The organism is Streptomyces sp. NPDC006551, from assembly GCF_040611675.1.
Taxonomy (GTDB): Bacteria; Actinomycetota; Actinomycetes; order Streptomycetales; family Streptomycetaceae; genus Streptomyces.
This window is the reverse complement of sequence record NZ_JBEXOT010000011.1, coordinates 143,124-169,835: the sequence shown is the minus strand read 5'-3', so window position 1 is coordinate 169,835 and position 26,712 is coordinate 143,124. Positions and strand designations below refer to the sequence as shown.

Annotated in this window: 19 protein-coding genes; 10 read left to right on the top strand and 9 right to left on the bottom strand. The window is 71.1% G+C overall.

Annotated features, from left to right (window positions below; all coding sequences use genetic code 11):
* Nucleotides 1-153 precede the first annotated feature (153 nt).
* From ABZY12_RS14405 to ABZY12_RS14385, 5 genes are read right to left on the bottom strand one after another with little or no spacing between them, the layout of a single operon-like run.
* On the bottom strand, nt 154-1,464 hold the full coding sequence (locus ABZY12_RS14405; RefSeq protein WP_356889911.1) for a DUF58 domain-containing protein: 1,311 nt from the start codon (nt 1,462-1,464) through the stop codon (nt 154-156).
* A gap of 12 nt (nt 1,465-1,476) precedes the next feature.
* A complete protein-coding gene (locus ABZY12_RS14400; RefSeq protein WP_356889909.1) occupies nt 1,477-2,460 on the bottom strand; it encodes a MoxR family ATPase in 984 nt (327 codons plus the stop codon).
* The gene (locus ABZY12_RS14395) at nt 2,457-3,668 is read right to left on the bottom strand and encodes a DUF4350 domain-containing protein (RefSeq protein ID WP_356889907.1); all 1,212 of its coding nucleotides are present in this window, start codon (nt 3,666-3,668) and stop codon (nt 2,457-2,459) included. The genes ABZY12_RS14400 and ABZY12_RS14395 overlap by 4 nt, the downstream gene beginning before the upstream one ends.
* Nucleotides 3,665-4,348 (bottom strand): DUF4129 domain-containing protein, encoded by a 684-nt coding sequence (locus ABZY12_RS14390; protein WP_356889905.1) that lies wholly within the window; start codon nt 4,346-4,348, stop codon nt 3,665-3,667. The genes ABZY12_RS14395 and ABZY12_RS14390 overlap by 4 nt, the downstream gene beginning before the upstream one ends.
* Before the next feature lie 4 nt (nt 4,349-4,352).
* Nucleotides 4,353-5,579: a hypothetical protein gene (locus ABZY12_RS14385; protein WP_356889903.1), complete on the bottom strand. Its 1,227-nt coding sequence runs from the start codon at nt 5,577-5,579 to the stop codon at nt 4,353-4,355.
* 591 nt (nt 5,580-6,170) lie between these two features.
* On the opposite strand from ABZY12_RS14385, the gene mtrA reads away from it, so the two are divergent.
* From mtrA to ABZY12_RS14355, 6 genes are all read left to right on the top strand, one after another.
* Nucleotides 6,171-6,848 (top strand): two-component system response regulator MtrA, encoded by a 678-nt coding sequence (gene mtrA / locus ABZY12_RS14380; RefSeq protein ID WP_356889901.1) that lies wholly within the window; start codon nt 6,171-6,173, stop codon nt 6,846-6,848.
* Between the two features lies 1 nt (nt 6,849).
* Complete coding sequence (mtrB, locus tag ABZY12_RS14375; RefSeq protein WP_356889899.1) at nt 6,850-8,841, top strand: MtrAB system histidine kinase MtrB; 1,992 nt, start codon at nt 6,850-6,852, stop codon at nt 8,839-8,841.
* A gap of 181 nt (nt 8,842-9,022) precedes the next feature.
* A complete protein-coding gene (locus tag ABZY12_RS14370) occupies nt 9,023-10,813 on the top strand; it encodes an LpqB family beta-propeller domain-containing protein (RefSeq protein ID WP_356889937.1) in 1,791 nt (596 codons plus the stop codon).
* A 128-nt stretch (nt 10,814-10,941) separates the two neighbouring features.
* A complete protein-coding gene (locus ABZY12_RS14365; RefSeq protein ID WP_356889897.1) occupies nt 10,942-11,697 on the top strand; it encodes a ComF family protein in 756 nt (251 codons plus the stop codon).
* 330 nt (nt 11,698-12,027) lie between these two features.
* On the top strand, nt 12,028-12,708 hold the full coding sequence (gene raiA, locus ABZY12_RS14360) for a ribosome-associated translation inhibitor RaiA (RefSeq protein ID WP_356889895.1): 681 nt from the start codon (nt 12,028-12,030) through the stop codon (nt 12,706-12,708).
* A 204-nt stretch (nt 12,709-12,912) separates the two neighbouring features.
* Entirely contained in the window at nt 12,913-13,668 is a 756-nt protein-coding gene (locus ABZY12_RS14355) for a response regulator transcription factor (RefSeq protein ID WP_356889893.1), read from the top strand.
* On the opposite strand, the gene ABZY12_RS14350 is transcribed toward ABZY12_RS14355, so the two are convergent.
* Both ABZY12_RS14350 and ABZY12_RS14345 read right to left on the bottom strand, forming a co-directional pair.
* Nucleotides 13,661-14,824 carry a crosslink repair DNA glycosylase YcaQ family protein gene (locus tag ABZY12_RS14350; protein ID WP_356889891.1) on the bottom strand — a complete coding sequence of 388 codons (1,164 nt, stop codon included), beginning with the start codon at nt 14,822-14,824 and terminating at the stop codon, nt 13,661-13,663. The genes ABZY12_RS14355 and ABZY12_RS14350 overlap by 8 nt on opposite strands.
* Nucleotides 14,825-14,834: 10 nt before the next feature.
* Nucleotides 14,835-15,434: a GNAT family N-acetyltransferase gene (locus ABZY12_RS14345; RefSeq protein WP_356889889.1), complete on the bottom strand. Its 600-nt coding sequence runs from the start codon at nt 15,432-15,434 to the stop codon at nt 14,835-14,837.
* A gap of 240 nt (nt 15,435-15,674) precedes the next feature.
* Between ABZY12_RS14345 and secA the strand changes: the two genes are divergently transcribed.
* Complete coding sequence (gene secA, locus ABZY12_RS14340) at nt 15,675-18,491, top strand: preprotein translocase subunit SecA (protein ID WP_356889887.1); 2,817 nt, start codon at nt 15,675-15,677, stop codon at nt 18,489-18,491.
* A gap of 79 nt (nt 18,492-18,570) precedes the next feature.
* On the opposite strand, the gene ABZY12_RS14335 is transcribed toward secA, so the two are convergent.
* Complete coding sequence (locus ABZY12_RS14335; RefSeq protein ID WP_356889935.1) at nt 18,571-18,918, bottom strand: Rv3235 family protein; 348 nt, start codon at nt 18,916-18,918, stop codon at nt 18,571-18,573.
* Nucleotides 18,919-19,499: 581 nt separating this feature from the next.
* Here ABZY12_RS14335 and ABZY12_RS14330 point away from each other — a divergent pair.
* Together ABZY12_RS14330 and ABZY12_RS14325 are read left to right on the top strand one after the other, a co-directional pair.
* Nucleotides 19,500-20,006 (top strand): hypothetical protein, encoded by a 507-nt coding sequence (locus tag ABZY12_RS14330; RefSeq protein WP_356889885.1) that lies wholly within the window; start codon nt 19,500-19,502, stop codon nt 20,004-20,006.
* Nucleotides 20,007-20,056: 50 nt separating this feature from the next.
* Nucleotides 20,057-20,731 (top strand): HAD family hydrolase, encoded by a 675-nt coding sequence (locus ABZY12_RS14325; RefSeq protein WP_356889883.1) that lies wholly within the window; start codon nt 20,057-20,059, stop codon nt 20,729-20,731.
* Between the two features lie 15 nt (nt 20,732-20,746).
* Here ABZY12_RS14325 and ABZY12_RS14320 read toward each other — a convergent pair whose 3' ends face one another.
* Nucleotides 20,747-21,301, bottom strand: a complete 555-nt coding sequence (locus tag ABZY12_RS14320; RefSeq protein WP_356889881.1) for a DJ-1/PfpI family protein — start codon at nt 21,299-21,301, stop codon at nt 20,747-20,749.
* 418 nt (nt 21,302-21,719) lie between these two features.
* Here ABZY12_RS14320 and ABZY12_RS14315 point away from each other — a divergent pair, with 418 nt between their 5' ends.
* Nucleotides 21,720-26,690, top strand: a complete 4,971-nt coding sequence (locus ABZY12_RS14315; RefSeq protein ID WP_356889879.1) for an NAD-glutamate dehydrogenase — start codon at nt 21,720-21,722, stop codon at nt 26,688-26,690.
* Nucleotides 26,691-26,712: the final 22 nt, after the last annotated feature.

Below are 26,712 nucleotides of genomic sequence, written 5' to 3'. Positions count from 1 at the left end.
GGGACCCTGTGGGAGAGTAGGACGCCGCCGAACAATCATTGTGGGAAAGCCCCGCACCTTCTGGTGCGGGGCTTTTCTGCGTTCAGGGTACGGAACACGAAGGTACACATCGGTCGGTGTGTGGACTCCCCTCAAGGAGCCCACACCCACGCATCAAAGACGGCCGGCGGCCTTCAGAGCGAGATACGCGTCCGCCAGGGCCGGTGCGAGATCGTCCGGGGTCGCGTCGACGACGGTGACGCCGTGGCGCTGGAGCTGTTCCGCCGTGCGGCGACGCTGGGCCTGGGCCTGCGTCGCGGCGGCGGCCTCGTAGACGCCGTCGATCGTGCCGCGCGACGCTGTCATGCGGGCTGTGTGCGGGTCGGCGACAGAGGCCACCAGGACCGTGTGGCGCTGGGTGAGCTGAGGGAGGACGGGGAGGAGACCCTCCTCGATCGGCGCCGTGTCCAGGCTGGTGAGCAGGACGAGGAGCGAGCGGCGGGGCGCCCGGGCCAGTGCCGTGGCGGCGAGCCCGCGCGCATCCGTCTCCACGAGCTCGGGCTCCAAAGGAGCCAAGGCGTTGACCATGGCCGGCAGGACATCGCCCGCCGACCGGCCCTGCACCTGGGCGCGAAGGCGGCGGTCGTACGCCAGGAGATCGACGCGGTCTCCCGCACGGGAGGCCAGCGCGGTGAGGAGCAAGGCGGCGTCCATCGCGGCGTCGAGGCGCGGGACGTCCCCGACACGGCCGGCGGAGGTGCGGCCGGTGTCGAGGACGATCAGGATGTGCCGGTCGCGTTCCGGGCGCCAGGTGCGCACGGCGACCGTCGTCTGGCGGGCCGTTGCACGCCAATCGATCGACCGGGTGTCGTCCCCGGGGACGTACTCGCGGAGACTGTCGAACTCGGTTCCCTCGCCGCGGGTGAGGACGCTCGTGCGGCCGTCGAGTTCGCGCAGGCGGGCCAGTCGTGACGGCAGATGCTTCCGGCTCGTGAACGGCGGCAGGACGCGGATCGTCCAGGGCACCTGGTGACTGCCCTGCCGGGCGGCCAGACCGAGGGGGCCGTAGGAGCGGACCGTGACGCGCTCCGCCTGGCGGTCGCCGCGCCGGGTGGGATGCAGAGCCGTGGTGACGCGGCGGCGTTCACCGGCGGGGACCGTGAGCTTCTTGCGGGACGCGGTCTGCTCGGTGCCGGGGAGCCAACTGCTGGGCGGCCAGGCGTCACGGAGCTGGGCGCGCAGTCGGCGGCGCGAGGGGTTGGTGACGGTGAGCTGGACTTCCACCTCGTCACCCAATCGAACTGACGTGTCACCGCTTCGAGTGAATCGCAGCGTTCGCACTGGCGCGGCCATCGCGTAGTCGCACAGAATTGCGAGTGAGAGGGGCGCGTTCACCGCGAGCATCCCCGTCCAGCTGGGGGCGAGGATGCCGACGGGGAGCGATCCGATGGCGGCGAGCAGTGCGGTTCGTCCGGTGAGGGCCATGGGGCGCCGTTCTCAGCGGGGTACGGGGACGTGGGCGAGGATCGAGTTGATGACGGAGTCTGCGGTGACTCCCTCCATCTCGGCCTCGGGCCGCAGCTGGATGCGATGACGCAGGGTGGGCAGAGCGAGGGCCTTCACATCGTCCGGGGTGACGTAGTCCCGGCCGGTGAGCCAGGCCCAGGCGCGGGCGGTGGAGAGCAGGGCGGTGGCACCTCGGGGGGAGACACCGAGGGTGAGCGAGGGGGATTCACGCGTGGCACGACAGATATCGACGACATAACCGGCGATCTCGGGGGAGACCGAGGTCTTGGCGACGGCGGCGCGGGCGGCTTCGAGCTCGGCGGGACCGGCGACCGGGCGGACGCCCGCCGCCTGGAGGTCGCGGGGGTTGAAACCGTCGGCATGCCGGGTCAGGACGCTGATCTCGTCCTCGCGGGAGGGCAGCGGCACCGTCAGCTTGAGCAGGAAGCGGTCGAGCTGGGCCTCGGGGAGGGGGTAGGTGCCCTCGTACTCGACCGGGTTCTGGGTCGCGGCGACCAAAAACGGATCGGGCAGCGGGCGGGGGGTGCCGTCGACGGTGACCTGGCGCTCCTCCATCGCCTCCAGGAGCGAGGACTGGGTCTTCGGGGGCGTGCGGTTGATCTCGTCGGCGAGCAGCAGGTTGGTGAAGACCGGACCCGGCTGGAAGGAGAACTCGGCGGTACGGGCGTCGTAGACGAGTGAGCCGGTGACGTCGCTCGGCATCAGATCGGGGGTGAACTGCACGCGCTTGGTGTCCAGTTCGAGAGCGGCGGCGAGCGCGCGGACCAGAAGGGTCTTGGCGACGCCGGGGACTCCTTCGAGCAGGACATGGCCCCGGCACAGCAGCGCGACGACCAGCCCGGTGACGGCGGGGTCCTGGCCGACCACGGCCTTCGCGATCTCGGTGCGCAGGGCCTCCAGGGAGGCGCGGGCGCTGTCCGAGTTCGTAGGGGTCTCGGGGGTCGGGGCGCTCATGAAGTGCGTACCTCTCTTTCGAGGGCGTCGAGGTGGTCCGCCAGGCGGATGAGGGCGGCGTCGTCGGCGGGAGCCGGGCCGAAGAGAAGGTCCCTGGGGTCTCGGGCGGTCTCGGGGAGACGGGCGGAGAGCGCGGGGAGCAGGGTCTCGGGGGAGTGGGCGTCCTGTGCGGCGACGCCGAGGAGTGGGGCGATCCGGCTACGGGTCGCGGTGCGCAGGACGGATGCCGCGCGGTCGCGGGCGTTCGCCTTGCGGTAGAGGCGGGCGCGGCCCTCCGTGGCTTCGGAGGCGCGGATGGCGACCGGGAGTCGTTCGGTCACCAGCGGGCCGAGACGGCGGCCGCGCCAGAAGGCGGCGAGGAGGGCGGCGACGGCGAGTTGGAGCGTGCCCCACAGCCAGCCCGAAGGGACGAGGGCGAGAAAGCCGTCGGCGGCGCTGTCATCGGACGTGCCGTCAGGGTCGCCCTGGGTGGCGGAAGCATCCGTGAGGGAAGGGAGGTACCAGACGAGATGAGGGCGCGAGCCGAGGAGTTGCAGAGCGAGCGAGGCGTTGCCCTGCTGGTCGAGGCGGTCGTTGTAGAAGATGTCCGGGGAGCCGACGAGAACGGTGTCGCCGCCCCCGGGGTTCTTGAAGGCGATCAGGGACGGTCGGCCGTCGGCGGGGTAGCAGGTCTCGGCACCGTCGAGGGCGGTGACGTACCGCTCGCCGCCGATGTCGACACTGCCGGCGCGGACGGCGGCCGGCAGGGAACACCGGGGCTCGCGGGCGGCCACCGGGGTGCTGGTGGCGGAGCTGACCCCGGGGGCGAGGGTGCCGACGGAGGCATCGCCGGCCCCGAGGAGAACGGTGCGGCCGCCAGAGGCGTTCATGGCCCCGTACAGCGTGGACTGCTGAGGGCCGGTCAGCAGATCCGGGGTGGTGACCAGAACGGTGGTGTCCGCGCCGGCCGCGGCGGTGACCTCGTCGAGGGTGGTGGCGATCTGAAGGGTGATGCCCTGCGCCTTGAGGATCTCGGCGACCGCCCGGCTGCCGTTCGGATCGGCGGCACGCGGATCGAGACGGCCGTGGTGGTCGGTGGAGCGCATCGTCGCGACGACGATGCCGCCGATCAGGATCAGGCCCAGGACGAGGAGCACCCCGCGGGTGCGGGTCCAGACCTGACGGGGAGCCAGCGAGGTCGAGGTGGGGCTGGTGCGCTGCCGGCTCATGCGGGCGTTCCCGGGGAAGAGAGGTCGAGCGCGGGCTTGGTCCGCTCCAGGGACACGTCCAGCTCCTCGACGCGGCGGTATGCGGCCTCGTCGGCCGTGCGGCCGCCGTATGTGACGTCGTCGAAGGTACGGGCGGCGGAGCGGAGTTCGTCCGCGTGGGCGGGCAGGGAGCGGCCCGCCTCGGCGGCTGCCTCGTCGGCGGTGCGACCGGGACGCGGGTCGAGCACGGTGCGCTCTTCCAGGGAGCGGACGATGGCCCGCATCCGTTCCTGGACGGCCTGGTTCCAGCGGCCCGCGGAGGCGTGCCGGGCGGCGGCCGCGCGGTGCTCGGCGGCAGTGCGGGGACCTTCCGCGAACAGGGAGTCACCGGTGGTCGGCGTCCGCCGCGGGGTGCCGAGCCGCCACCACAGGGCTCCGATCACGGCGAGCACGACCAGGAAGATCACGAGGAGGCCCAGCAGCCCGCCGGGGGCGGCGGCGGAGGCCGCGTCGAAGATGCTGCCGACCCACTCCCAGAAGCGGTCGAGACCGCGTTGGAGCAGATTGGGGTCGTTCTCGTGGTACATCGGCTTGGACAGTTCTCGCTCCGCCGCCTCGCGGGCGGGGACGCGGGGGGTCTCCACCGGTACGTCGTCGCGGATCGGCGGTCCCGCCGTGATCGTGCCCCCCGTGGCCCTCACGCTGTCAGCTCCCGGAGGACGGGTCGCCCGGCGTGGGGCCGTAGCCGGGGAGACCGGCGGCGCGGGCGAGTTCGAGGTCCAGCGCCTCGCGGCGAATGCGCTGGTCCACGTAGAGGAGGACGGTCACGCCGGCGGAGATCGGGTAGGTGATCGCGCTGGTGATCACTCCACCGATGCCCATGACGATCAGGTAACCCCATCCGAACTCCGGGGCCGTGTCGGAGACCATGTCGGCCATGCTGGTGCCGTCGGCGAAGAGGGCGAGAGCGGTGAACGGCACCACGATGATCAGCGAAAGCATCAACAGCAGCAGCTGGGTGAGCACCGTGATGCCGAAGATCCGCCACCAGGAGCCCTTGACCAGCTTGGCCGAGCGCTTCATCGACGGGATGACGCCCTGCCGCTCCAGCATCAGCGCGGGAGAGGACAGGCTGAAGCGAACCATCAGCCAGACAGCGACGACGAAACCGGCCAGACCGCCGAGGACGGCCAGACCGACGCCGGCGGCGTCACCGATCAGGAGGCCGGGCAGCAGGCACACGGCGATGATGACCGGGCTCATCAGCGCGAGCAGCAGCGTCAGACCGAGCAGCTGAAGCAACCGGGGCCTGGCTTCGTGCCAGGCGGCACCGACCGTCACCGGCCGCCCCAGGACCGCGCGGCTGATGACGACGGTGAGGAGCGCGGCACTGACCAGGGTGGCCATCAGCACGATGAGGATCGACGGGGCCGAGCTGAGCAGGGTCACCTGCATGAACTCGCCGAGTTCGGCCATGGCTTCGGCCGGGGTCGCCTCCGGGTTGAGCTCCGGCGGGGTGGGGACGAGATAGCGCTGGACGAGGATGTCGACGACCTGCGAGATCACCGCGACCGTGACAGTGACGGCCAGGACCGTGCGCCAGTAACCGCGCAGGGTCGACACCGCGCCGTCGAGGATCTCGCCCATGCCCAGGGGGCGCAGCGGGATCACACCTGGCTTGGCGGCCGGCGGCTTTCCCCAGTTGCCGTGCTGTACCGGGCCGCCCCATCCGGGACCGGGGGAAGGCGTCGGGGCCTGACCGGGCCCCGGGGCGGTCGGCGGAGACCACTGCCCTGCGGGCGGCTGCTCCTTGGACCACTGGGGGGCGGAACCGTTCGCATCGCCGGGTTCGGAAGGCCGGGCGGACCCGGAACCGTCCTGGCCGTCGGAGGAAGCAGACCCGGGCGAGGCCCAGCCCGGAGTGTCGTTCACGGTCGTCCACCTCGAGGAATGGTCGCGGGGCCGGTTCGGCGAGCCGGCTCGGTCACAGCGGCCGCCTGCCTGTTCGGGTGGCGGGCCGGGAGCCATCGTGCCACGCGGGGCCCGCCCGTGGGCGGGGGCCCGTATCTCCTTCTCACCTTCATTGTGGGAGTTCAGGGGGGCAGACTGGGCGGATGCCGATCAGTGGGCACAAACCGCAGCGGCGACCGGGCGGGGCGGGGACGATCGCTCCGGACCACCACCCGGAGGTGCGGCGGGCTCGCGAGGGCGTTGAGACGGGTTCGGCGAACGCGCCCGTCACCGTCTTCGGCGTACCGCGGTTCCTGACGTCGTGGAGACTTCAGCCGATCGTCGTGCCCCTGTGCGTCCCGACGAGCAGTCCGATCCGCTCCATGGGCCATACAGGGCTGCTCGGGGTACGGTTCAGGGCGGCTACGGGGGCTACGGGGGTGACATCCATGTCTGACATCAACACCCACGGACAGGGGCAGCCACCGGTGGACGATCACGGACGTCATCGCTGGTCAGTGAGGTATCTCACCAGCCGCCTCGAGACTGATACGGAAATGGGATGATGTCGATATGAAGGGACGCGTTCTTGTCGTCGACGACGACACCGCACTTGCCGAGATGCTCGGCATCGTGCTGCGGGGTGAAGGGTTCGAGCCGTCGTTCGTGGCGGACGGTGACAAGGCGCTTGCCGCGTTCCGTGAGGCCAAGCCCGACCTGGTGCTGCTGGACCTGATGCTGCCCGGGAGGGACGGCATCGAGGTGTGCCGGCTCATCAGGGCCGAGTCCGGTGTACCCATCGTCATGCTGACGGCCAAGAGCGACACCGTCGACGTGGTGGTGGGTCTCGAGTCCGGGGCCGACGACTACATCGTGAAGCCGTTCAAGCCGAAGGAGCTCGTCGCCCGTATCCGGGCGCGGCTGCGGCGGTCCGAGGAGCCCGCGCCGGAGCAGCTCTCCATCGGTGACCTGGTCATCGACGTCGCCGGTCACTCGGTGAAGCGGGACGGGCAGTCCATCGCCCTGACGCCGCTCGAGTTCGACCTGCTCGTCGCGCTGGCCCGCAAGCCGTGGCAGGTCTTCACCCGTGAGGTCCTGCTGGAGCAGGTCTGGGGCTACCGGCACGCGGCCGACACCCGGCTGGTGAACGTACACGTGCAGAGGCTGCGCTCGAAGGTCGAGAAGGACCCCGAGCGCCCCGAGATCGTGGTGACCGTCCGCGGCGTCGGTTACAAGGCGGGACCGAGCTGACATGAGCGCAGGCAGTACTGCTCCGAAGCCCGGCGAGCCGGGAGTCCAGTCGGGGCGGACTGCCGGACCGGGGCGGGGGGGCTCGCGATTCGGCCGTCTGCTCCAGGGCGGGGCGCCGGGCGGACCGGTGCTCCGGCTCTTCGCGCGCTGGGTGCGGCGCCCGCTGCTGCCCGCCGTACGGCTGTGGCGGCGGAACATCCAGCTGCGCGTGGTCGCGGGCACCCTGCTGATGTCGCTCGGTGTGGTGCTGCTCCTCGGCCTGGTCGTCATCGGCCAGGTACGTAACGGTCTGCTCGACGCCAAGGAGAAGGCTGCTCAGAGCCAGGCCGCGGGAGGGTTCTCCGCCGCCCAGGACAAGGCCGCGACCACGCCGAGCGGGCCGGGCGGCCAGAACGGCGGTCGGGCCGGGGCGTCGGTGACCTGGCGTTCCACACTCGTCGAACAGCTCGCCAGCGGTGGCCAGAGTGCTTACAACGTGGTGGCGCTCTCCCTGGAGCGGCCCGAGGGGACCGCGAGCCGCGGCGCCCGTGCCTCCGGTGAGGTCGACCCCGTCACGAGCATCCCCGCCGACCTGCGGCACTCCGTGGCCCAGGGGACCGGCACCTTCCAGACGTACACCCGGATCCACTACACCAACGGCAAGGCCTCCGAGCCCGGCCTCGTGGTCGGCAAGCGGCTCAATGACGCCGAGGGCACGCAGTACGAGCTCTACTACCTCTTCCCGCTGGCCCAGGAGGAGGACTCCCTCTCCCTGGTCAAGGGCACGCTGGCGACCGCCGGGCTGTTCGTCGTGGTGCTGCTCGGCGCCATCGCCTGGCTGGTGGTGCGCCAGATCGTCACCCCGGTGCGGATGGCGGCCGGGATCGTCGAGCGGCTCTCGGCCGGCCGGCTCCAGGAGCGGATGAAGGTCACCGGCGAGGACGACATCGCCCGGCTCGGTGAAGCCTTCAACAAGATGGCGCAGAACCTCCAGCTCAAGATCCAGCAGCTGGAGGAGCTCTCCCGGATGCAGCGGCGGTTCGTCTCGGACGTCTCGCACGAGCTGCGCACACCGCTGACGACAGTGCGGATGGCGGCCGATGTCATCCATGAGGCGCGCGCCGACTTCGACCCGGTCACCGCACGCTCCGCCGAGCTGCTCGGCGACCAGCTCGACCGCTTCGAGTCGCTCCTCTCCGATCTGCTGGAGATCAGCCGCTTCGACGCGGGTGCGGCGGCGCTGGAGGCCGAGCCGATAGACCTGCGGCAGGTCGTACGGCGGGTGATCGGCGGCGCCGAGCCGCTCGTCGAGCGCAAGGGCGGCCGGATCGTGGTCGTCGGCGACGACCAGCCGGTCGTGGCCGAGGCGGACGCCCGGCGGGTCGAGCGCGTGCTGCGCAACCTGGTCGTCAACGCCGTGGAGCACGGCGAGGGCCGCGACGTGATCGTCAAGCTCGCCTCGGCGGGCGGCGCGGTCGCGATCGCGGTACGGGACTACGGGGTGGGGCTCAAGCCGGGCGAGGCGACCCGGGTCTTCAACCGGTTCTGGCGGGCCGACCCGGCACGGGCGCGTACCACCGGAGGCACGGGCCTGGGCCTGTCCATCGCGGTGGAGGACGCCCGGCTGCACGGCGGCTGGCTGCAGGCGTGGGGTGAGCCGGGTGGCGGCTCGCAGTTCCGGCTGACCCTGCCGCGCACGGCGGACGAGCCGCTGCGCGGTTCTCCGATCCCCTTGGAGCCGGAGGACTCGCGGCGCAACCGCGAACAGGCCGCGGCCGGGCAGGCGCGGGAGAACGGGTCGCGTCTGACCTCGGTGCCGACACAGCCGGCCGGTCACCATCCGAACCTGCCCGTCCCGCCGCGGATGCCGATGGCCCCGCGGGCGTCCGCGGACCCGACGGCGCTGCCCGGCAGCGGGGCCCGAGTGGTCCCCCGGGCGGCGACCGAGGCCGACAGCGATGAGGCGATGGCGTCGACGAACGCCGAGGGGGAGGACGGAACACGTGGGCGCTGACTCTCGAGGACAGCACCCGGGGCGGGGACGGAAGACCGACGGGACGCGCGCGTGGCCGGCGGGCCACCGCCCGGAACCCGCCGAGACGGCGCCCGGCGCGGGCGCTCCGGCCGCCGGGCCCGGGCGCTCCGGGCGCGAGCGTGCCGTGCGGGCGGGGGCCGTGCTCGCGGGGGCGCTGTTGATGGCCGGGTGCGCGTCGATGCCGGACAGCGGTGACGTACGCCCGGTGAAGGCGTCCAACCCGGGTGACTCGCAGGTGCGGGTGTACGCCGTGCAGCCACGGGAGAACGCGGATCCGGTCGAGATCGTCGACGGCTTCCTTGAGGCCATGACGAGTGACGACCCGGGCTTCGCCACCGCGCGGACCTATCTGACCAAGCAGGCGGCGCGGGCCTGGAAGCCGGAGCAGAGGATCACCGTGCTCACCACGGCGCCGGACCGCGGCCAGGCGGACCGGCCCACCGACCCGGGGGCACCGGGACGGTCCTACCCCATCAAGGGCCGGCAGATCGCGACCGTCGACGGCCGGCACGCCTACAAGCCGGTCGGTCCCACCGACTTCCGGGACTCGATCCATGTCGTGCAGCAGCCCACCGCCGACGGCAAGGGCAGCGAGTGGCGCATCGACAGCCTCCCGCCGGGCCTGGTGCTCAGCGAGGCCGACTTCCAGCGCAACTACCGCTCCGTCGACACGTACTACTTCGCGTCCGGCGAGGACTGGCTCGTCGCCGACCCGGTCTACATCCGGCAGCGGCAGGACCCGGTCACCCGGATGGATCCGGTGACGCAGACCGTGAAGGCGCTGCTCGCGGGGCCGACGAACTGGCTGAAGCCGGCCGTCGATTCGAGTTTCCCCTCCGGGACGGCGCTGAAGGACGGCGTCACGACGCTGTCGACGGACGACCAGTCCACGCTGAAGGTGCCGCTGAACTCCAAGGCCGACCATGTGGGCGGGGCGGTGTGCCGGCGGATGGCGGCGCAGCTGCTGCTGACGCTCGGCGACCTGACCTCCGTACGGGTGGAGCAGGTCGAGCTGCAGCGCGGGTCGGACGGCGGGCGGCTGTGCTCCATGGGCAAGCAGGCGGCGCTGGAATTCGCGCCGGTGCGGGACTCGGGCCGGGCGGAGAACCCGTTCTACGTCGACGAGACCGGCAAGCTGATGGCCGTGCCGGTGGGCGACAAGGCCAATGAGGAGCAGGACGGGACGCTGGGCCCGTTCGGCAGGGGGGCGATGCCGCTGCGGTCGGTCGCCGTCGACCGCGACGAGCGCCGGGCGGCCGGCGTCGGCAAGGACGGCCACGAGCTGCGGGTGGCGTCGATCCTCTCCGACCACGAGCTGCGGCCCGCTCTGGTGCGGAGCGACGCCGCTCGGCCCGAGGACCGGCTGTCGGCGCCGAGTTGGGACGGCCGGGGCGACCTGTGGGTGGCGGACCGCGATCCGGTGAGGCCGCGTCTGTGGATGGTCCCGGACGGCGAGGGAGAGGCCGTGGAGGTCCGTGCGCCCTGGCTGGCGGACGGCGACCGTGTCGAGTCCCTGCGGGTCTCCGCGGACGGTGTACGGATCGCGTTGCTGCTCAAGGCGGAGGACGGGGGCACCACCCTGAAGATCGGGCGCGTGGAGCGGGACGGCGGCGGGGCCCGGCCGGCCATCTCGGTCGACGCGCTGCAGCCCGTGGCGCCGCACATGGAGGCGGTCACGGCCGTGTCCTGGGCAGGGCCGAGCCGGCTGGTCGTGGTCGGCAAGGAGGCCGGCGGCGTGCAGCAGGTGCGCTACATCCAGACGGACGGCGCGACCTCCGCCTCCTCGCTGCTGCCGGGCCTCAACGGCGTCACGGCGGTCGCCGCACCTCACGACGACAGGGCCCCCGTGGTGGCCGACTCGGGCAACGACGGCATCGTGCGGCTCGTGCCGGGCGCGAACTGGCAGCGGTTGGCCGATGTGACGGGCTCCGCGCCGGTCTATCCGGGCTAGGGCTCGTCCGGCGGATCAGGGCCGGACCGGCCCTTTCCGCCCCGGCGCTCCCCGCCCCCTGCCGAAGCGCTCGGCGCCCGTTGTCCACAGGGGTGGCCGGGGCGGGCCGGCAGGAGGACAGTGGAGCCATGCGGGGGTGGTGGCGCGAGATCGCCGGGCTGGTGCTGCCGGTCGCCTGCGGAGGCTGCGGCAGGCCCCGCAGCGAGCTGTGCCCGCCGTGCCGCGCGGAGTTGACGGGTCCCGGGCCGCGCCGGGTCCGGCCCGCTCCCGAGCCGGCGGGACTGCCGGTGGTGCATGCGGCGGCGCCGTACGCCGATGCCGTACGGTCCGTGCTTCTCGCCCACAAGGAGCGCGGCGCGCTCTTCCTCGCCGGACCCCTGGGCGACGCGCTGGCCGACGCCGTGGAGGCCGCTGCCGGGCCCTGGGACGCCCCTAGGGCTGGCCCCCTTCTCCTTGTACCGGTGCCCTCGTCGCGGCGGTCGGTGCGGGCACGTGGACACGACCCGACGCGGCGGATCGCGCTGGCCGCCGCGGGGAGGCTGCGCCGTTCGGGTCGGGCCGCCCGGGTGATTCCGCTGCTCCGCCAGCGCCGGGAGGTGGCCGACCAGGCGGGCCTGGGCGCCCGTGGACGGCTCGCCAATCTGGCCGGAGCGCTCGAGGTCGTGTCCGGTGGCGCGCGGCTGACGGAGCGGGGTCGGGTGGTGCTGGTGGACGATCTGATGACCACGGGTGCCTCGCTGGCCGAGGCGGCGCGGGCACTGCGTGCCGTACACCGGCCGTTCATTCCAGGATTAGGCGACGGCGGGGCGGAAACCCGATTCGTACAGCCGGTGGCTGCGGTAGTCGCATGTTCTCCCTCGTCGTTCGAAATAAACCGGAACTGACGGGGAAGTTGCATCGTTGCAGGTGGTGAGAGGTGGAAACACCCGAACGGAGGTAAGTGGCGGCAGCGGGTGCCGACACCCGTCCGAACGAGCTATGTTCGGTTGTGAGGAATGGCGAATGCCATGCCTCACCGATTGCACGGGTGCGCCTGGAGGACAGGAGTTCAGGGCGAATTAACCTCCGCTTGGTGGGGTGGAGACCTTCCCCGCTGGGGAGGAGGAGGTGAAAGTCGCCAAGTCCGAGACTCCGGTGAACACCGGAGTCTGGTGCAAAGGGAGAGGCCCAGCGGCCGAGGAGCCGGTCTGGGCGATCCGGGAACGGAGTTCTGCGTGGACATCGTCGTCAAGGGCCGCAAGACCGAGGTGCCCGAGCGGTTCCGCAAGCACGTGGCCGAGAAGCTGAAGCTGGAGAAGATCCAGAAGCTCGACGGCAAGGTGATCAGCCTCGACGTCGAGGTGTCCAAGGAGCTGAACCCGCGGCAGGCCGACCGGTCCGACCGCGTGGAGATCACCCTTCACTCCCGAGGCCCGGTGATCCGGGCGGAAGCGGCAGCAGGCGACCCGTACGCAGCGCTCGACCTCGCCAGCGACAAGCTGGAGGCGCGACTGCGCAAGCAGCACGACAAGCGGCACACCCGCCGTGGCAGCGGCAGGATCTCGGCGGCCGAGGTCGCCGACGTGGTGCCGGGTGTCGCACGGCTCAACGGAAGCGGAGAGCCGGTCGGCGAGGAGTCCGGCGCGGTGCCCACCAGGATGATCGGCTCGCTCGAAGTGCAGGGCGAAGGCCCGCTGGTGGTACGCGAGAAGACGCACAGGGCCGCACCCATGACCCTCGACCAGGCGCTCTACGAGATGGAGCTGGTCGGGCACGACTTCTATCTGTTCGTCGACTCCGACAACAAGCAGCCGAGCGTCGTCTACCGGCGACACGCGTACGACTACGGCGTCATCCACCTGGAGAGCGACCCGCTCGCCGAGGGCGGCGGCGCCGGTGGTGCCCTCGGCGGCTGACCGCGGCCCCCGGCGCACCACACATGTCCGTCCTGGTGCCCCTGGAGCGCCCTGTGCGCCCCCAGGGGCACCCCCGTGCGACCACGGGATCACCGCGCCGACGCCCGGGCATGAAATCATGGCGTGCACGCCAACCGGTGCTCGTTGAGCAGCGGTTGGAGGACCGAACACGACTTCAGGCCACGGCCTTCAGGGGGAGGAACGATGGCGGACAGCTTCGGGCCGGTGCACAGCGGGCGGGAGCCCGATCGCGCGGCCACCCCGGAGGGATCGGATTCGGCCAGCGGGGAGTCCCGCAAGGAGCCGATCCGGGTCCTCGTGGTGGATGACCACGCCCTTTTCCGTCGCGGACTGGAGATCGTCCTCGCCCAGGAGGAGGACATCCAGGTCGTCGGCGAGGCGGGTGACGGGGCCGAGGCCGTCGACAAGGCCGCGGATCTGCTGCCGGACATCGTGCTGATGGATGTGCGCATGCCCAAGCGCGGCGGGATCGAGGCCTGCACCTCCATCAAGGAGGTGGCCCCCAGCGCGAAGATCATCATGCTGACGATCAGCGACGAGGAGGCCGATCTCTACGACGCGATCAAGGCGGGCGCGACCGGATATCTCCTGAAGGAGATCTCCACCGACGAGGTCGCCACCGCGATTCGCGCGGTCGCCGACGGCCAGTCGCAGATCAGCCCCTCGATGGCGTCGAAACTCCTCACCGAGTTCAAGTCGATGATCCAGCGGACGGACGAACGCAGGCTGCTGCCCGCGCCCCGGCTGACCGACCGCGAGCTGGAGGTTCTCAAGCTCGTGGCGACCGGAATGAACAACCGCGACATCGCCAAGGAATTGTTCATCTCCGAGAACACCGTGAAGAACCACGTCCGCAACATCCTGGAGAAGCTCCAGCTGCACTCCAGGATGGAAGCGGTCGTCTACGCGATGCGGGAGAAGATCCTCGAAATCAGGTGAGGGCGGCGGTGAGCCGCGCGGTGAGTTCCGGGCGGTCGGTCCGCTCGATCCGTACGCTGTCGCAGCCCACCCACTCGGCCGCCTCACGCAGCGCCCGGGCCATCGGTTCGACCGCCTTCGGGGAGTCCAGGGACACCTGCTTGGCCACCAGCGTCCTGCCCTCGCGCGCCGGGTCGACCCGGCCGAGGAGCCTGCCGCCCGACAGCAGCGGCATGGCGAAGTAGCCGTGCACCCGCTTCTGCTTCGGTACGTACGCCTCCAGCCGGTGGGTGAAGCCGAAGATCCGCTCTGTGCGGGCCCGCTCCCAGATCAGCGAGTCGAACGGTGACAGCAGCGTCGTACGGTGCCGGCCACGCGGTTCGGTGGCCAGGGCGGCCGGATCGGCCCAGGCCGGCTTGGCCCAGCCCGCCACCGTGACCGGTACGAGCCCGGAGGCCTCCACCACGGCGTCGAACGCCTCGCCCTTGATCCGGTGGTAGTCGGCGATGTCCGCGCGCGTGCCCACGCCCAGCGCCTCTCCCGCCTGCCGCACCAGCCGCCGCAGGCACTCGGTGTCGTCGAGGTCGTCGTGGAGGAGCGCGTCCGGGATCGCCCGCTCGGCCAGGTCGTAGACCCGCTTCCAGCCGCGTCGTTCGGTGCAGACCACCTCGCCGTACATCAGCGCCCGCTCGACGGCGACCTTCGACTCGGACCAGTCCCACCACTCGCCCTTGTTCTTCGCGCCGCCCAGTTCGGTCGCGGTCTGCGGGCCCTCGGCCCGCAGCTGCTTGATCACCGCGTCGTACGCACCGTCCGACAGCTCGTGGTGCCACTGCGGACGATCGCGGTAGGCGCGGCGGCGGAAGGCGAACAGCGGCCACTCCTCGACGGGCAGGATGCAGGCCGCGTGCGACCAGTACTCGAAGGCGTGCGTCTGGGTCCAGTACGCCTCCTCCACCGTCCTACGGCCCACCGCGCCCAGGCGCGCGTACGGGATGAGCTCGTGCGAACGCGCCAGGACCGAGATCGTGTCGAGCTGGACCTGGCCGAGATGGCGCAGCACGCCCCGCACCCCGCCCCGGCGGTCGGGCGCGCCCAGGAAACCCTGGGCGCGCAGGGCGATCCGGCGGGCTTGGTCGGCGGACAGTTCGACAGCGGGCGGCGGCACAGTCGTCATGGTCCGCACCCTAGAGGCCGGCACTGACACCGTGGTCGGCGTCCTCGGCGGGCAGATACGGCAGCGGCCCCGGCAGGCCGAGGTCGGAGGGGAGCAGCGAGGCGACCCAGCAGTCGCGGAGCGTGCCCTGGTGGGTGAGCCCGGCGCGCTGGACACCCTCCATCCGGAAACCGCTCCGCTCGGCGACCGTGCGCGAGCCCGTGTTGCCGACCTCCGCCCGCCACACCACTCGGTGGCAGCCGCCCTCGGTGAAGGCCCACCGGGACAGCGCGCCGACGGCCTCCGTCACGTAACCCCGGGCGCGGTGCTCCTTGGCGGCCCAGAAACCGACCTCCCGGACGCCCGGACCGCGGTCGTGCAGGCCGGTCGCGGCGATCAGCGGCCCGCCGTCCCGGGGCTCGACGGCGAAGGTGTACTCCACGCCGTCGCGCCACCCGTCCGGCACGAGCCGCTCGAGGAAGTACGCGGCGTCCTCGCGGGTGTACGGCGAGGGCACCGTCGTCCAGCGCTGGATGTCGGGGTCCTGGCAGGCGGTGAAGACCGCCTCCGCGTCCTCCGGGACGAAGGGGCGCAGTCTCAGACGTTCGGTGGTCAGCGTGATGGGTTCCATGACGGGATTGTGGTGATGCGGCCGCCGGTGTGCGAACACTTTTCGGAGCCCGCGGCACCTTCCGAGCGTCTGGGGCGTTGTCTTTCCGGGCGGCGGTGAACCCTCCGGGCACTGCGGGCCTCCCGGCGCGGCGGCGGTCTCGCTTACGATGGCCGTTGCGGTGGGGACCACCTGCCGTGCCCGCGCCCGAGTCATGACAAGACCCAGTGCCAGGCCCGACCGGCAAGGAGACCAGCCTCAGTGTCCGTCTTCAACAAGCTCATGCGTGCAGGCGAAGGCAAGATCCTGCGCAAACTGCACCGCATCGCGGACCAGGTCAACTCCATCGAAGAGGACTTCGTCAACCTCTCCGACGCCGAGTTGCGGGGGCTCACCGAGGAGTACAAGCAGCGGTACGCCGACGGTGAGAGCCTCGACGACCTGCTTCCCGAGGCCTTCGCGACCGTCCGCGAGGCCGCCAAGCGCGTCCTCGGTCAGCGCCACTACGACGTCCAGCTGATGGGCGGCGCCGCCCTGCACCTCGGCTATGTGGCCGAGATGAAGACCGGTGAGGGCAAGACCCTCGTCGGCACGCTCCCGGCGTACCTGAACGCGCTGTCCGGCAAGGGCGTCCACCTGATCACGGTGAACGACTACCTGGCCGAGCGCGACTCCGAGCTCATGGGCCGGGTGCACAAGTTCCTCGGCCTCACCGTCGGCTGCATCCTGGCCAACATGACGCCGGCCCAGCGCCGCGAGCAGTACGCCTGCGACATCACGTACGGCACGAACAACGAGTTCGGCTTCGACTATCTGCGCGACAACATGGCGTGGTCCAAGGACGAGCTCGTCCAGCGCGGCCACAACTTCGCCTGTGTCGACGAGGTCGACTCGATCCTGGTCGACGAGGCCCGCACGCCGCTGATCATCTCCGGCCCTGCCGACCAGGCCACGAAGTGGTACGGCGACTTCGCCAAGCTGGTCACCCGCCTCACCAGGGGTGAGCCCGGCAATCAGCTCAAGGGCATCGAGGAGACCGGCGACTACGAGGTCGACGAGAAGAAGCGCACCGTCGGCATCCACGAGTCCGGTGTCGCCAAGGTCGAGGACTGGCTGGGCATCGACAACCTGTACGAGTCGGTGAACACCCCGCTCGTCGGTTACCTGAACAACGCCATCAAGGCCAAGGAACTGTTCAAGAAGGACAAGGACTACGTCGTCATGGACGGCGAAGTCATGATCGTCGACGAGCACACCGGCCGTATCCTCGCCGGCCGCCGCTACAACGAGGGCATGCACCAGGCGATCGAGGCGAAGGAGGGGGTGGACATCAAGGACGAGAACCAGACCCTCGCCACGATCACCCTGCAGAACTTCTTCCGCCTCTACGACAAGCTCTCCGGCATGACCGGTACGGCCATGACCGAGGCCGCGGAGTTCCACCAGATCTACAAGCTCGGTGTCGTCCCGATCCCGACGAACCGGCCGATGATCCGCAAGGACCAGTCGGACCTGATCTACCGCACCGAGGTCGCCAAATTCGCCGCCGTCGTCGACGACATCGCGGAGAAGCACGAGAAGGGCCAGCCGATCCTCGTCGGTACGACGTCGGTCGAGAAGTCCGAGTACCTCTCCCAGCAGCTCTCCAAGCGGGGCATCCAGCACGAGGTGCTCAACGCCAAGCAGCACGACCGTGAGGCGACGATCGTCGCCCAGGCCGGCCGCAAGGGAGCCGTCACGGTCGCCACGAACATGGCCGGCCGAGGCACCGACATCAAGCTGGGCGGCAACCCGGACGACCTCGCCGAGGCCGAGCTGCGCCAGGCCGGCCTCGACCCGGTCGAGCACGTCGAGGAGTGGGCCGCGGCCCTCCCCGCCGCCCTGGAGCGCGCCGAGCTCGCCGTGAAGGCGGAGTTCGAGGAGGTCAAGTCGCTCGGCGGCCTGTACGTCCTGGGCACCGAGCGCCACGAGTCCCGCCGGATCGACAACCAGCTGCGCGGCCGTTCCGGCCGTCAGGGCGACCCGGGCGAGTCCCGCTTCTACCTCTCCCTCGGCGACGACCTGATGCGCCTGTTCAAGGCCCAGATGGTCGAGCGGGTCATGGCCATGGCCAATGTGCCCGACGACGTGCCGATCGAGAACAAGATGGTCACGCGCGCGATCGCCTCCGCCCAGTCCCAGGTCGAGACCCAGAACTTCGAGACGCGTAAGAACGTCCTGAAGTACGACGAGGTGCTCAACCGGCAGCGCGAGGTCATCTACGGCGAGCGTCGCCGCGTCCTGGAGGGCGAGGACCTGCACGAGCAGATCCGCCACTTCATGGACGACACGATCGACGACTACATCCGCCAGGAGACGGCCGAGGGCTTCGCGGAGGAGTGGGACCTCGACCGGCTGTGGACCGCGTTCAAGCAGCTGTACCCGATCAAGGTCACCGTCGAGGAGCTGGAGGAGGCGGCCGGCGACCGCGCGGGCATCACCGCCGAGTTCATCGCCGAGTCCGTCAAGGACGACATCCACGAGCAGTACGACGCCCGTGAGAAGTCGCTCGGCTCGGACATCATGCGCGAGCTGGAGCGCCGCGTGGTCCTCTCGGTGCTCGACCGCAAGTGGCGCGAGCACCTCTACGAGATGGACTACCTCCAGGAGGGCATCGGCCTGCGCGCGATGGCGCAGAAGGACCCGCTGGTCGAGTACCAGCGCGAGGGCTTCGACATGTTCACCGCGATGATGGAGGGCATCAAGGAGGAGTCCGTCGGCTATCTGTTCAACCTGGAGGTCCAGGTCGAGCAGCAGGTCGAGGAGGTCCCGGTGCAGGACGCGGCCGCGAAGACCTCGCTGGACAAGCAGGACGCGGTGCCGGCGGGTGCCGGTCGTCCGGAGATCCGCGCCAAGGGGCTCGACGCCCCGCAGCGACCGGACCGGCTGCACTTCTCCGCGCCGAAGGTGGACGGCGACGGCTCGGTCGTCGAGGGCGACTTCATCGCCGACGGCGCCGTTTCCTCGGGCGACGGGATGACGCGGGCGGAGCGCCGCAAGGCGCAGAAGAGCAGCGGCGGCCGCCGCCGCAAGAAGTAACGGCGGCCGGCGGCACAGCCGTACGGGAAGGGGTCGGGCACCTGGTGAGGTGGCCGGCCCCTTCGTCGTGCGCGGTGGGTCACGTACGCGACGCCTGCGCGGGCACGCGCGCGTGGAGGCCGTCGAGCTCGACGGCGGCGCAGCGCCAGCGACCGTCGGCGCCGCGCTCCAGGCGGAACGCCATGGCCCTGACGCGCTCGCCCGTGGCGATGGTCGCGAACGCCTCGACGGCGCCGGAGCGGGGTTGGTGAACGGAGCAGCGTCGCAGTACGGGCCGGGTCCCGTAGGACCTCAGGGGCGTCTCGGGGGCCAGCTGGACGAGCTGTTCGTACGCCTCGCCGACGGTCTGGCCCAGCATCCAGTGGACGGGCCGGTCCCCGCTCAGGACGGCGAGGAGGCGCTCGGCGAAGACGGCGTGCGGCGGCAGGGCGCGGGGCGCGTCCGGGACGCGTGACGCGGTGCCGGGACCGGCCGTCGGGCGGACTCCGGGGCGGGTTCCGGCGGAGCCGCGGGGGCCGGTTCCGGCCGGGCCGCGCGGAGCGGAACGGGGACGGGGGGTACGCGGGCGGGTGGTCGCTGCGGCGAAGGCCCCCGGGCGGTCCCCGGGACCGGCCGTCGGGCCGCCGAGCGGGCTGACGGTCACGCCTGTCGCGGGGCTCGCCACCCGCTCGGCCGAGCGGGTGGCGGCGGGCGTGGTCCGCGGTGTGCGGGTCGTCGTGGTGGCGGTGCTGTCCATGGGGTCCCCGTCCCTCGCGCCCGCTGGTCTACCGGGCGGTAACTTCTGTTGGGGATCTTGTACGGGGCTGCTCGGAGCCCTCGCAAGGGGCCGCCGCGGCCCGGGTGCCGACCCGGAGGTTCACCTATCAGAGTGAGCCGGAGCGGTTCCGGGCCTGTGGACGCCGGGTCTGGGCATGCGTTCGGATGACCGGCGGGGCGGCGGCCCGGAAGCCCCGAAGGGGTACTCCGCACGTATCCTGGGGGCGTTTCCGACTACGAAAGCGGCCAGCCATGCGCGTGTACGTCCCCCTGACCCTCCCCGGTCTCGCACAGGCGCACAAGGCGGGCGAGCTGGGCCCGGGCCCGCTGACCGCCTACGCCGTCACCCCAGCGCTGCGCGAGTGGTACGTCTCCGACGACATCGAGGAGCTCGAGTACGCGGCGCTCAGCCGGGCCGCGGCCGCCTCCCTGCGCCTGCTCGCGGGCGACCCGTCGGCCGCCCGGCGGCGCATCGTCGTCGCCGTCGACGTGCCGGACAAGGACGCGGTGGTCGACCCCGACCGAGGCCTGGACGCCAGTTCCCTCGGTGAGGTCCGGATCGCCGGAGCCGTACCGCTCGCCAAGGCGGCGGCGGTGCACGCCGACGCGGACGACGCGGAGGCGGACGTCTCTGCGGCCGCGGACGCGCTGGGGGCGGCGGACCAGGGCGACGACGACGCGCGGTTCACGGTGGACGGGGCGGAGGACCACGAGCTGCTCTGGTTCGGGGTGCAGGAGATTCCGGGGCTGCTGGGCTGAGGACGGTCCCGGCAGAGGTCTTCGCCGGAGCGTGCCGGTACCGTCTTGGCATGGGGAAGCACGGGACGAAGCGGCACGGCAAGCATCTGGTCTGGGACTGGAACGGCACGCTGCTCGACGACATCCAGGCCGTCATCGGGGCGACGAACGCGGCCTTCGCCGAGTTCGGTCTTGAGCAGATCACGCTCGCGCGGTACCGGGATCTGTACACCGTGCCGGTGCCGAAGTTCTACGAACGGCTGATGGGGAGACTGCCCACCGAGGCGGAGTGGGCGCTGATGGACGGCGCCTTCCACAAGCACTACTGGCAGCGCGCCGAGGCCTGCGCGCTGACCGCGGGGGCGGCGGAGCTGCTCGCGGCGCGACAGGCGTCCGGGTTCACGCAGTCGCTGCTCTCCCTGGCGCCGCACGCCGAGCTGATACCGCTGGTGCGACGGCACGGGATCGAGGAGCGGTTCGTCCGTGTGGACGGGCGGGTCGGCGCGTCGACGGAGGGAAAGGCCGCGCACATGGTGCGGCACCTCGCCGAGCTGCCGGGCGTCGACCCCGAGCGGATCGTGGTCATCGGGGACGCGGCGGACGACGCGGTGGCGGCGGCGCATGTGGGGGCGCGGGCGGTGCTGTACACCGGGGGGTCGCACAGCCGTGCCAGCCTCGAGCGGGTGGGCGTGCCGGTGGTGGACTCGCTGGCGGAGGCGGTCGCGGTGGCGGAGGAGCTGGTGTAGGACGGCGGGCGCGCGTCAGGCCATGGCGCGCAGGATCTTGAGGAACTCGCGCATCCAGGCCGGGTGGTCCGGCCAGGCGCGTGAGGAGACCAGGGTGCCGTCGACGACCGCCTCGGTGTCCTGGAAGCCGGCGCCCGCCGCCTGCATGTCGAGTTCCAGAGCGGGGTACGCCGTCACCCTGCGGCCCTCCAGGCCGCCGATCGCGGCGGTCAGGAGCGGGCCGTGGCAGATCTGGGCCACCGGCTTGTCCGCGTCGAAGAAGGACTTCAGGATCTTGCGCAGTTCCGGGTCGTTGCGGAGGTACTCCGGCGCCCGGCCGCCCGGGATCACCACCGCCAGGTAGTCGCCCGGGTCGACCTCCGAGAAGGCCAGGTCGGCGGGCCAGGTGTAGCCCGGCTTCTCGGTGTACGTGTCGTAGCCGGGCTCGAAGTCGTGCACCACGAAGCGCAGCCGCTTGCGCGCGGGCGCCGCGATGTGGACTTCGTACCCCTCCTCGAGCAGTCGCTGGTAGGGGTACATCACCTCCAGCGACTCCGCCGCGTCTCCGGTCACGATCAAGATCTTCGCCATGACGACTCCCAGATCCCAGATGGTCGGTGGTCCCCGCGGTCCACACTCCCCGCGCCGCCCTGCTTTGCCAAGAGGACATGTGTCGCTGTCCATAACGTCAAACTTCCACCCCCTCTTTTGTACACATACGGCTCATGACGGGTCGGGGGGAGGGAGCGATAGGCTTTTCCCGTGATCAGCGCGATACGCCGAGGGGGCAGCGAAGCCCCCGGCCTCCGCCCGGTCCGCGACAGCGGCCGGGCCGACGGGGCGTTCGCCGATCTTCGCCGTCCGGGCGTGGCGCGCACAGTGGCCGAATACGGCCCGGACATCTCTCATCGCGGCATAACGTCGACTTCGACCGGTAGCACCGCGTCGTGGCGTTGTGTCCTTTCTTCCACCGACGTCACGCAATGGCGCGCGACAGGAGCCAGAGGACATGCAGACCAAGCTGGACGAAGCCAAGGCCGAGCTGCTCGAGAGGGCCGCCCGGGTAGCTGAGAACAGCCCGGCCGGGGGGCGACTTCCGACGGGGCCCGAGAGCGGGGAGAGGCCCGACCGGGACACCCTGCTCGACTACCTCCAGCGCTACTACCTGCACACCGCGCCCGAGGACCTCACCGACCGCGACCCGGTGGACGTCTTCGGCGCCGCGCTCTCGCACTACCGGCTCGCGGAGACGCGTCCCCAGGGCACCGCGAACGTGCGCGTCCACACCCCGACGGTCGAGGAGAACGGCTGGACCTGCAGCCACTCCGTCGTCGAGGTCGTCACCGACGACATGCCGTTCCTCGTGGACTCCGTGACGAACGAGCTCTCCCGCCAGGGCCGCGGCATCCACGTCGTGATCCACCCGCAGGTCCTCGTCCGCCGTGACGTCACGGGCAAGCTCATCGAGGTGCTGGCCGCCGAGAGCGCCTCCATGAAGGCCGACCTCCCGCACGACGCGCTCGTCGAGTCCTGGATCCACGTCGAGATCGACCGCGAGACCGACCGCGCCGACCTCAAGCAGATCACCGCCGACCTGCTGCGCGTCCTGTCCGACGTCCGCGAGACGGTCGAGGACTGGGAGAAGATGCGCGACGCCGCGCTGCGCATCGCCGACGGGCTGCCCGACGAGCCGGTGGCGTCCGACCTGCGGCCCACCGAGGTGGAGGAGGCCCGCGAGCTGCTGCGCTGGCTCGCCGCCGATCACTTCACCTTCCTCGGATACCGCGAGTACGAGCTGGTCGACGGTGACGCCCTGACCGCCGTCCCCGGCACCGGCCTCGGCATTCTGCGCTCCGACCCGCACCACAGCGGCCAGGACGACCAGCACGCCCACCCGGTCTCGCCGTCCTTCAGCCGGCTGCCCGCCGACGCCCGCGCCAAGGCGCGCGAGCACAAGCTGCTGATCCTCACCAAGGCCAACAGCCGCTCCACGGTCCACCGCCCGTCGTACCTCGACTACGTCGGCGTCAAGAAGTTCGACGCCGAAGGCAACGTCGTCGGCGAGCGGCGCTTCCTCGGCCTGTTCTCCTCCGCCGCCTACACCGAGTCCGTCCGCCGTGTGCCGGTGGTCAGCCGCAAGGTGCAGGAGGTCCTGGACGGCGCGGGCTTCTCGCCCAACAGTCACGACGGCCGCGACCTGCTCCAGATCATGGAGACCTACCCGCGCGACGAGCTGTTCCAGACCCCGGTCGACCAGCTCCGGTCCATCGTCACCAGCGTCCTGTACCTGCAGGAGCGGCGGCGGCTGCGGCTCTACCTGCGCCAGGACGAGTACGGCCGCTACTACTCCGCCCTCGTCTACCTGCCGCGCGACCGCTACACCACCGGTGTCCGGCTGCGGATCATCGACATCCTCAAGGAGGAGCTCGGCGGCACCAGCGTCGACTTCACCGCCTGGAACACCGAGTCGATCCTCTCCCGTCTGCACTTCGTCGTCCGCGTCCAGCCCGGCACCGAGCTCTCCCAGCTGACCGACGCCGACGCCGACCGCATCGAGGCCCGGCTCGTCGAGGCCGCCCGCTCCTGGGCCGACGGCTTCGGCGAGGCCCTCAACGCCGAGCTCGGCGAGGAGCGCGCCGCCGAGCTGCTGCGCCGCTACGGCAACGCCTTCCCCGAGGGCTACAAGGCCGACCACTCGCCGCGCGCCGCCGTCGCCGACCTGGTCCACCTGGAGCAGCTCAGCCGCACCGGCGAGGACTTCGCCCTCTCGCTGTACGAGCCGGTCGGCACCGGCCCCGGCGAGCGCCGCTTCAAGATCTACAAGACCGGTGCCCAGGTCTCCCTCTCCGCCGTCCTGCCGGTGCTCAACCGGCTCGGCGTCGAGGTCGTCGACGAGCGCCCGTACGAGCTGCGCTGCGCCGACCGTACGCACGCGTGGATCTACGACTTCGGTCTGCGGCTCCCCTCGCCGACCGCCAACGGCGGCGACTACCTCGCCGACGACGCCCGCGAGCGGTTCCAGGAAGCCTTCGCCGCCACCTGGACCGGCAAGGCCGAGAACGACGGCTTCAACGCGCTGGTGCTCTCCGCCGGGCTGACCTGGCGTCAGGCGATGGTGCTGCGCGCCTACGCGAAGTACCTGCGCCAGGCCGGTTCGACGTTCAGCCAGGACTACATGGAGGACACCCTCCGGGACAACGTCCACACCACCCGGCTGCTCGTCTCCCTCTTCGAGGCCCGGATGTCCCCGGAGCGCCAGCGCGCCGGCACCGAGCTGATCGACGGTCTCCTGGAGGAGCTGGACGGCGCCCTCGACCAGGTCGCCTCCCTCGACGAGGACCGGATCCTCCGCTCCTTCCTCACCGTCATCAAGGCCACCCTGCGGACCAACTTCTTCCAGCGGTCCGACGACGGCACGCCGCACGCGTACGTGTCGATGAAGTTCGACCCGCAGGCGATCCCCGACCTCCCCGCGCCCCGCCCGGCGTACGAGATCTGGGTGTACTCGCCGCGCGTCGAGGGCGTGCACCTGCGCTTCGGCAAGGTCGCGCGAGGCGGTCTGCGCTGGTCCGACCGGCGCGAGGACTTCCGTACCGAGATCCTCGGCCTGGTGAAGGCGCAGATGGTGAAGAACACCGTCATCGTGCCCGTCGGTGCCAAGGGCGGCTTCGTCGCCAAGCAGCTCCCGGACCCGTCCGTGGACCGAGACGCCTGGCTGGCCGAGGGCATCGCCTCGTACCGGACGTTCATCTCGGCCCTGCTCGACATCACCGACAACCTCGTCGCCGGCGAGGTCGTGCCCCCGGTCGACGTCGTCCGCCACGACGAGGACGACACCTACCTCGTCGTCGCCGCCGACAAGGGCACCGCGACCTTCTCCGACATCGCCAACGAGGTCGCCGTCGCCTACGGCTTCTGGCTCGGCGACGCCTTCGCCTCGGGCGGCTCGGCCGGCTACGACCACAAGGGCATGGGCATCACCGCCCGTGGCGCCTGGGAGTCCGTCAAGCGGCACTTCCGCGAGCTCGGCCACGACACCCAGACCGAGGACTTCACCGTCGTCGGCGTCGGTGACATGTCCGGTGACGTCTTCGGCAACGGCATGCTGCTGAGCGAGCACATCAGGCTCGTGGCCGCCTTCGACCACCGGCACATCTTCATCGACCCGAACCCGGACGCGGCCGTCTCGTACGCCGAGCGGCGCCGCCTCTTCGAGCTGCCCCGCAGCTCGTGGGCCGACTACAAGGCGGAGCTGCTCTCGCAGGGCGGCGGCATCCACCCCCGTACCGCCAAGTCGATCCCGGTCAACGCGCACATGCGCGCGGCCCTCGGCATCGAGTCCGGCATCACCAAGATGACCCCGGCCGAGCTGATGAAGGCGATCCTTCACGCACCCGTCGACCTGCTGTGGAACGGCGGCATCGGTACGTACGTGAAGTCGTCCGCCGAGTCCCACGCGGACGTCGGCGACAAGGCGAACGACGCCATCCGCGTCAACGGCGAGGACCTGCGGGTCAAGGTCGTCGGCGAGGGCGGCAACCTCGGTCTCACCCAGCTCGGCCGGATCGAGTTCGCCCGCAAGGGCGGCCCCGACGGCGAGGGCGGCAGGGTCAACACCGACGCCATCGACAACAGCGCCGGTGTGGACACCTCCGACCACGAGGTCAACATCAAGATCCTGCTCAACGGGCTCGTCACCGAAGGCGACATGACCGTCAAGCAGCGCAACAAGATCCTCGCGGAGATGACCGACGAGGTCGGCGCCCTGGTCCTGCGCAACAACTACGCGCAGAACGTGGCCCTGGCCAACGCCGTCGCCCAGTCGCCGTCCCTGCTCCACGCCCACCAGCGCTTCATGCGCCGACTGGGCCGCGACGGACACCTCGACCGGTCGCTGGAGTTCCTGCCCAACGACCGGCAGATCCGCGAGCTGCTCAACAACGGCAAGGGCCTGAGCCAGCCGGAGCTCGCCGTCCTCCTCGCGTACACCAAGATCACGGTGGCCGACGAGCTGATCGGCACCGAGCTGCCGGACGACCCGTACCTGCGCGGACTGCTCCACGAGTACTTCCCGACGCTGCTGCGCGAGAAGTTCCCCGAGGCGATCGACGCGCACGCGCTGCGCCGGGAGATCATCACCACGATCCTGGTCAACGACACCGTCAACAGCGGTGGCTCGACCTTCCTGCACCGCCTCCGCGAGGAGACCGGCGCGTCGATCGAGGAGATCGTCCGCGCGCAGACCGCCGCCCGCGCGATCTTCCGGCTCAGCGAGGTCTGGGACGCCGTCGAGGCGCTCGACAACCAGGTCCCGGCCGAGTTCCAGACCCGGATGCGGCTGCACTCCCGCCGACTGGTCGAGCGCGGTACGCGCTGGCTGCTCGGCAACCGGCCGCAGCCGCTCCAGCTCGCCGAGACGATCGAGTTCTTCGGCGATCGCGTCGAGCGGGTCTGGGGCGAGCTGCCCCAGCTGCTGCGCGGCGCGGACCTGGAGTGGTACCAGTCGATCCTGGAGGAGCTGACGGCCGTGGGTGTCCCGGAGGAGCTCGCGCTGCGGGTCGCCGGGTTCTCCTCCGCCTTCCCGACGCTCGACATCGTCGCGATCGCGGACCGTACGGCCAAGGACCCGATGGCGGTCGCCGAGGTCTACTACGACCTGGCCGACCGGCTGCGGATCACCCAGCTCATGGACCGGATCATCGAGCTGCCGCGCGAGGACCGCTGGCAGTCGATGGCCCGCGCCTCCATCCGCGAGGACCTGTTCGCCGCGCACGCCGCTCTGACGGCGGACGTGCTGTCGGCGGGCAACGGCACCTCGACGCCGGAGGAGCGGTTCAAGGCCTGGGAGCAGAAGAACGCGGCGATCCTGGGCCGGGCGCGCACGACGCTGGAGGAGATCCAGAGCTCGGAGACGTTCGACCTGGCCAACCTGTCGGTGGCGATGCGGACGATGCGCCAGCTGCTGCGGACGCACAGCTAGTCCAAGGGCGAAAGGGCCCCGC